The following is a 6230-nucleotide window of genomic DNA, read 5'->3' on the forward strand; positions in this document are numbered from 1 at the left end:
GAAGGGTGGGTTCAGAGCACGCTCGGATTCGGGTATGATCTATTCCGTTGCCGCAGCGCAGCAGGCCCCAATAGCTCAGTCGGTAGAGCGTCTCCATGGTAAGGAGAAGGTCTACGGTTCGATTCCGTATTGGGGCTCACAAACGAAAGGCCCCCGCCGTTGGCGGGGGCCTTTCGCGTATGCCCTACGAGTTGTGCCGCTCCGGGACGCGCATCGCGAGGATGGCCATGTCGTCGGAGGCGGGTTCTGCTGCGAAGCGCTCGACGGCGCGCAGGATGCGGGCGGCCACTGCGCCGGCCGTCAGGCCCGTACAGGTGGCCAGGACGTCGGCGAGGCCGTCGTCGCCGAGCATTCGGGTGCCCTCGCGGCGCTCGGTGACGCCGTCCGTGACGCACAGGAGTACGTCGCCGGGGTCGAGGGTGACGCTCTGCTCGTACAGCTCCAGGTCCTCCATGACGCCGAGCAGCGGCTGGGGTTCGGCGGCCGGTTCGACCGAGCCGTCCGGGCGCAGACGCAGGGGGAGCGGGTGGCCCGCGCAGACGATTTTGAGGATCGAGCTGCCGTCCTCCTGCGGCCACAACTCGCCGTACAGGAGCGTCAGGAAGCGGCTTCGGGCGCCCTCGTCGAGGATCGCCGCGTTCAGGCGTTCAAGGACGGCGGGGCCGCTGAAGCCTTCGCGGGCCAGGAGGCGCAGGGCGTGGCGGGCGAGGCCGGTGACCGCGGCCGCTTCCGGGCCCGTACCGCAGACGTCGCCGATGGCGAAGCCGTACGCGCCGTCGCGGATCGGGAAGAGGTCGTAGAAGTCGCCGCCGACCTCGTTGCCTTCGCCGGCCGCTCGGTAGATGACCTCCACCTCGACGTTCGGGACGTGAGGCAGCTCGGGCGGCAGGAGGCTGCGCTGGAGCGACTGGCTGATGGCCATGCGCTCGGAGTACAGGCGTGCGTTGTCGAGGGCCAGCGCGGCGCGGCGGGAGAGGTCTTCGGCGAGTTCGAGGATTTCCTGGCGGAAGTGGTCGTCGGTTGGCTTGCCGAGGGTGAGCATGCCGATGACGCGGTTGCGGGCGACCAGGGGGAGGACGACGGTCTCGCCGCCGACGGCCGCGGCTGTCGCGAGTGTGGTGCCGATGCCCGAGCCGAGGTGCGGGGTGGAGCCGAGGCCGAGGCTTCGCATCGACGTACGGAGGGCGGCCTGGTGGGCGGCGTCGCTCGGGGCCGTCCAGATGCGGGCGCCGGGGGCGGGGACCGGCTCCGGCGGGTCGATCTTGGAGAGCAGGGCCTTGAGGCCGTCGATGCGCTCCTCGTCCTCGTGGAGTACGTACGAGAGGTACGGCTCGGAGGACTGGTCGGCGATGGTGTAGACGGCGCACCAGGTGGCCAGGGTGGGGACCGTCATCTGTGCCATGAGGGCCAGGGTCTGGTCGCGGTCGAGCGTACCGGCGAGGAGGTCGGAAGCCTCGACGAGGAACGACAGGGAGCCTCGGCGGAGGCGCTCCAGCTCGCCGAGGCGGGCGGATTCGACGGCGAGCGCGATGCGGTCGGCGGCGAACTGGAGGCGCAGGGCCTCCTCGTTGGAGTACCGGCCGGGGGCTTCGGCGGCGACGCCGAGTGAGCCGGTGAGGCGGCCCTCGACCTTGAGGGGGACGGTGACGACGGAGCGCATGCCGGTGCCGCTGAGGAGGGGGACGGCGCCCGGGACGGCCGTGAGGTCCTCGTGGACGGCGGGCATGCGGGCCGAGCCGTAGCGGCCGGTGCCGGCTTCCACCGGGACGCGGGCGAAGCGCTGGCGGGCGGAGGGGAGGCCGGTGGTGGCTCGTACCTCCAGCTCGGTCTCGTCGTCGGTGGCGAGGAGCAGGAACGCGGAGTCGGCGTCCAGCATGTCCCGGGAGCGCTCGACCGTGCGCTGAAGGAGTCCGTCGAGGTCGTCGGGGGCGGGGGAGCCGATGAAGACCTCGAACGGGTCGGCCGTGCGGCCCTCGGGGAACGTGCCGCCCGCGGTGTCGGCGGGGGTGCGCTGCGGGGACTGGATCACGGCGCGCTCGAAGTCGCGTACGAGAAGGCAGACGGTGGACGGCTCGCCGGCTGCGTCCCGTACGCGCAGGTGGGACGCGTAGACGGCGACGACGCGGCCGTCGGCGCCGCGTACGCCGTAGCTGCCCTCCCAGCGGGACAGCTGGAGAGCGTCCGCGATGCCGGTGGCGATGCCGGGGGTGTGGGGCCAGGCGGCGAAGTCGGTGAGCTGCTTGCCGATGACCTGGTCGGCGGCGTAACCGAAGAGCTCTTCCGCGTCCTCGTTCCAGGCGCTGATCGCGCCGGTGCGGTCGATCTGGACGACGGCGACGCGGACGCGGCCGTCGGCGACCGGGAGGAGCTCGACCGGGAGCACGGGGCCGGCGGAGCGGATGCCGACCGGGCGAGCGGGGAGATCGAGTTGGAACCAGACCTGCTTGTGGGTCCGCGCGTACTCGACGCCCCAGCGGGAGGCGAGCGCGGCGCACAGGAGCAGTCCTCGGCCACCTTCGCGATCGGGGCTGCCGAAGGACTGGGCCGAGCCCTGGAGCGGAACCTCGCGCTCGGGATAGCGGTCGGCGACCTCGACCCGGATGCCGTCTTCCATCCGGAGACAGAGCACGTCGGCGGTGGTGCCCGCATGCACGACGGCGTTGGTGACGAGCTCGCTGGTGAGGACGACGGCGTCGTCCACGATGTCGGAATACCCCCACCCCTGGAGTGTGTCCCTGACAAAGGCGCGGGCGGTCGCGACGGACCGTCCCACGGGATCGAAGCTGGCAGCCGCCCGCGCGGTGATCACAGAACTCCTCGTACGCGTATCGACGCCCGGCTCTGCCATGATCGGCCCGCCCCTCCGGTGCCCGGTGGTAGTTCTCGCGCCACCGCCCCCGCCGGGCAGACCGGGGCGGCTGGACAGCCGGATGCCAGGTTACTTACCTTCGCTGTCCGTGCGGATGCCGGTCACCAGTGTTTCCGCCCTGAGAGTGCGGGGAGGGGTGTGCGAAGCTGCCGAACTGTTATGGCCTGGTTCGGCCAGGGTGAAACACTGGGAAGGCTCCGGGAGAAGCCCCAGTGAGTACGGTCAACCCCTGCGGGAGGGACACGGTGGAGTCTGGCGCAGCCGCGCGGAGCACGAACACGCGCGCAAAAGGCGGACGGTCCCGGAACAATGGGACAACCGAAGTGGACACGGCAGCCCTCGGAAGGCTGCTGGCGGCACTAGTGACGATGCGGGACGGCAATTTCCGTAAACGCCTGACGGTCTCGGGCGACGGTGTGATGGCCGAGATCGCCGCCGTTTTCAACGAGGTCGCCGACCGGAATCTGCATCTGACCGGCGAGCTGGCCCGCGTACGGCGCATGGTCGGGCGCGAGGGGAAGCTGGCCGAGCGGCTGGAGACGGGCGCCTGCGAGGGCTCCTGGGCTGCCGCGATTGACGCTTCGAACGCCCTGGTCGACGATCTCGCGCGGCCTGTGTCCGAGGTCGGGCGGGTGCTGTCCGCGGTCGCCGACGGTGATCTGGACCAGCGGATGGAGCTGCGGTCGCAGGGGGCGGAGGGTACGGGGCACCCGCTGCGCGGCGAATTCCTGAAGGTCGGGCGTACGGTCAACAACCTCGTCGACCAGCTTTCGGCGTTCACCGACGAGGTGACGCGGGTCGCTCTTGAGGTGGGCACCGAGGGCAAGCTGGGCGGCCAGGCTCAGGTGCGCGGTATGTCCGGTTCATGGAAAGATCTCACGGATTCCGTCAACACGATGGCGTACCGGCTCACGGCTCAGGTACGTGACATTGCTCTCGTCACGACGGCGGTCGCCAAGGGCGATCTGTCACGCAAGGTCACCGTCCATGTGGCCGGCGAGATGCTGCAGCTGAAGAACACCGTCAACACGATGGTCGACCAGCTGTCCTCCTTCTCCTCCGAGGTGACCCGTGTCGCCCGCGAGGTGGGTACCGAGGGCGAGCTGGGCGGTCAGGCGCAGGTGCCGGGTGTGGCCGGTGTGTGGAAGGACCTGACGGACTCCGTCAACCTGATGGCGGGGAACCTGACCGCGCAGGTGCGCGGGATCGCGGAGGTGACCACGGCGGTCGCCAATGGTGATCTGTCGCGGAAGGTCACGGTGAGCGCGCGGGGCGAGGTGGCCCAGCTCGCCGAGACCATCAACCAGATGACCGAGACGCTGCGTACGTTCGCGGACGAGGTCACGCGAGTGGCCAGCGAGGTCGGTGGCGAGGGTCTGCTGGGCGGCCAGGCGCAGGTGCCGGGCGCGGCGGGCACGTGGAAGGACCTGACGGACTCCGTCAACACGGTCTTCCGGAATCTCACGACTCAGGTGCGGGACATCGCGCAGGTTACGACGGCGGTGGCCAACGGTGACATGACGCAGAAGGTCACCGTCGACGTCGCGGGCGAGATGCTGGAGCTGAAGAACACCGTCAACACGATGGTGGACCAGCTTCAGTCGTTCGGTTCCGAAGTGACGCGGGTGGCGCGAGAGGTCGGCGTCGAGGGTCTGCTGGGCGGCCAGGCGCAGGTGCCGGGCGCGGCGGGCACGTGGAAGGACCTGACGGACTCCGTCAACACGGCCTTCCGTAACCTCACCGGCCAGGTGCGCAACATCGCGCAGGTGACGACCGCGGTCGCCAACGGCGATCTCTCGCAGAAGGTCACCGTCGACGTCTCCGGCGAGATGCTGGAGCTGAAGAACACCGTCAACACGATGGTGGACCAGCTGTCGTCGTTCGCCGACCAGGTGACGCGGATGGCGCGCGACGTGGGCACGGAGGGCCGCCTCGGCGGCCAGGCGCGGGTGGACGGCGTCAGCGGTACCTGGAAGGAACTCACCGACTCCGTCAACTTCATGGCGGGGAACCTGACTTCGCAGGTGCGGCAGATCGCTCAGGTGACGACGGCAGTGGCCCGCGGTGACCTGTCGCAGAAGATCGACGTGGATGCGCGCGGCGAGATCCTCGAACTGAAAAACACCATCAACACGATGGTGGACCAGCTGTCTTCCTTCGCGGACCAGGTGACGCGAGTCGCCCGTGAGGTGGGTACGGACGGACGCCTGGGCGGCCAGGCCCAGGTGCCGGGAGTCGCCGGCGTATGGCGCGATCTGACCGACTCCGTGAACGGCATGGCCGGCAACCTCACCGCTCAGGTCCGCAACATCGCGCAGGTCGCCACGGCGGTCGCGCGCGGTGACCTGTCGCAGAAGATCGACGTGGATGCGCGCGGCGAGATCCTGGAGCTGAAGAACACCCTCAACACGATGGTCGACCAGCTGTCGAACTTCGCGGAGCAGGTGACCAGGGTGGCCCGCGAGGTGGGCACCGAGGGCATTCTCGGCGGTCAGGCCGAGGTCCAGGGCGTCAGCGGTACGTGGAAGGACCTCACCCAGTCCGTCAACTTCATGGCGAACAACCTGACTTCACAGGTGCGCAACATCGCCGAGGTCACGACGGCGGTCGCCAAGGGCGATCTGTCGAAGAAGATCACCGTCGATGCCAAGGGCGAGATCCTGGAGCTCGTAACGACCGTCAACACGATGGTCGACCAGCTGTCGTCGTTCGCCGACGAGGTGACGAGGGTCGCTCGCGAGGTGGGCACCGAGGGAATCCTCGGCGGCCAGGCCCGGGTGCGCGGGGTCACCGGTATCTGGAAGGACCTCAGCGACAACGTCAACCTGATGGCCAACAACCTGACGTCGCAGGTACGGAACATCTCGCAGGTCTCGGCGGCGGTCGCCAACGGTGACCTGACCAAGAAGGTGACGGTCGAGGCGCGCGGCGAGGTCGCGCAGCTCGCCGACACCGTCAACACGATGGTGACGACGCTGTCCTCGTTCGCCGACGAGGTCACGCGTGTGGCCCGCGAGGTGGGCACGGAGGGCGAGCTCGGCGGCCAGGCCCGTGTCCCGGGCGTTTCCGGTACGTGGAAGGACCTCACCGAGTCGGTGAACTCGATGGCGTCCAACCTGACCGGACAGGTCCGCCAGATCGCGATGGTCACCACGGCCATCGCCAAGGGCGACCTGACCAAGAAGATCGACATCGATGCGCGCGGCGAGATCCTGGAGCTCAAGACCACCATCAACACGATGGTCGACCAGCTGTCGTCGTTCGCCGACCAGGTGACCCGGGTGGCCCGCGAAGTGGGTACGGACGGCCAGCTGGGCGGCCAGGCGCGCGTACGCGATGTGGACGGCACCTGGCGCGACCT

Annotated in this window: 2 protein-coding genes and 1 tRNA gene; 2 read left to right on the top strand and 1 reads right to left on the bottom strand. The window is 69.3% G+C overall.

The window, feature by feature from the left end:
* The first annotated feature begins 64 nt into the window (after positions 1 to 64).
* Positions 65 to 137 (top strand) — tRNA-Thr (locus PXH83_RS23740).
* Positions 138 to 184: 47 nt separating this feature from the next.
* Here PXH83_RS23740 and PXH83_RS23745 read toward each other — a convergent pair.
* Positions 185 to 2848 carry a SpoIIE family protein phosphatase gene (locus PXH83_RS23745; RefSeq protein WP_274562609.1) on the bottom strand — a complete coding sequence of 888 codons (2664 nt, stop codon included), beginning with the start codon at positions 2846 to 2848 and terminating at the stop codon, positions 185 to 187.
* Between the two features lie 266 nt (positions 2849 to 3114).
* Here PXH83_RS23745 and PXH83_RS23750 point away from each other — a divergent pair.
* A partial coding sequence (locus PXH83_RS23750; protein ID WP_274562610.1) for a HAMP domain-containing protein occupies positions 3115 to 6230 on the top strand: 3116 nt, incomplete at its 3' end.

It is taken from the genome of Streptomyces spiramyceticus, from assembly GCF_028807635.1.
Lineage (GTDB): Bacteria > Actinomycetota > Actinomycetes > Streptomycetales > Streptomycetaceae > Streptomyces > Streptomyces spiramyceticus.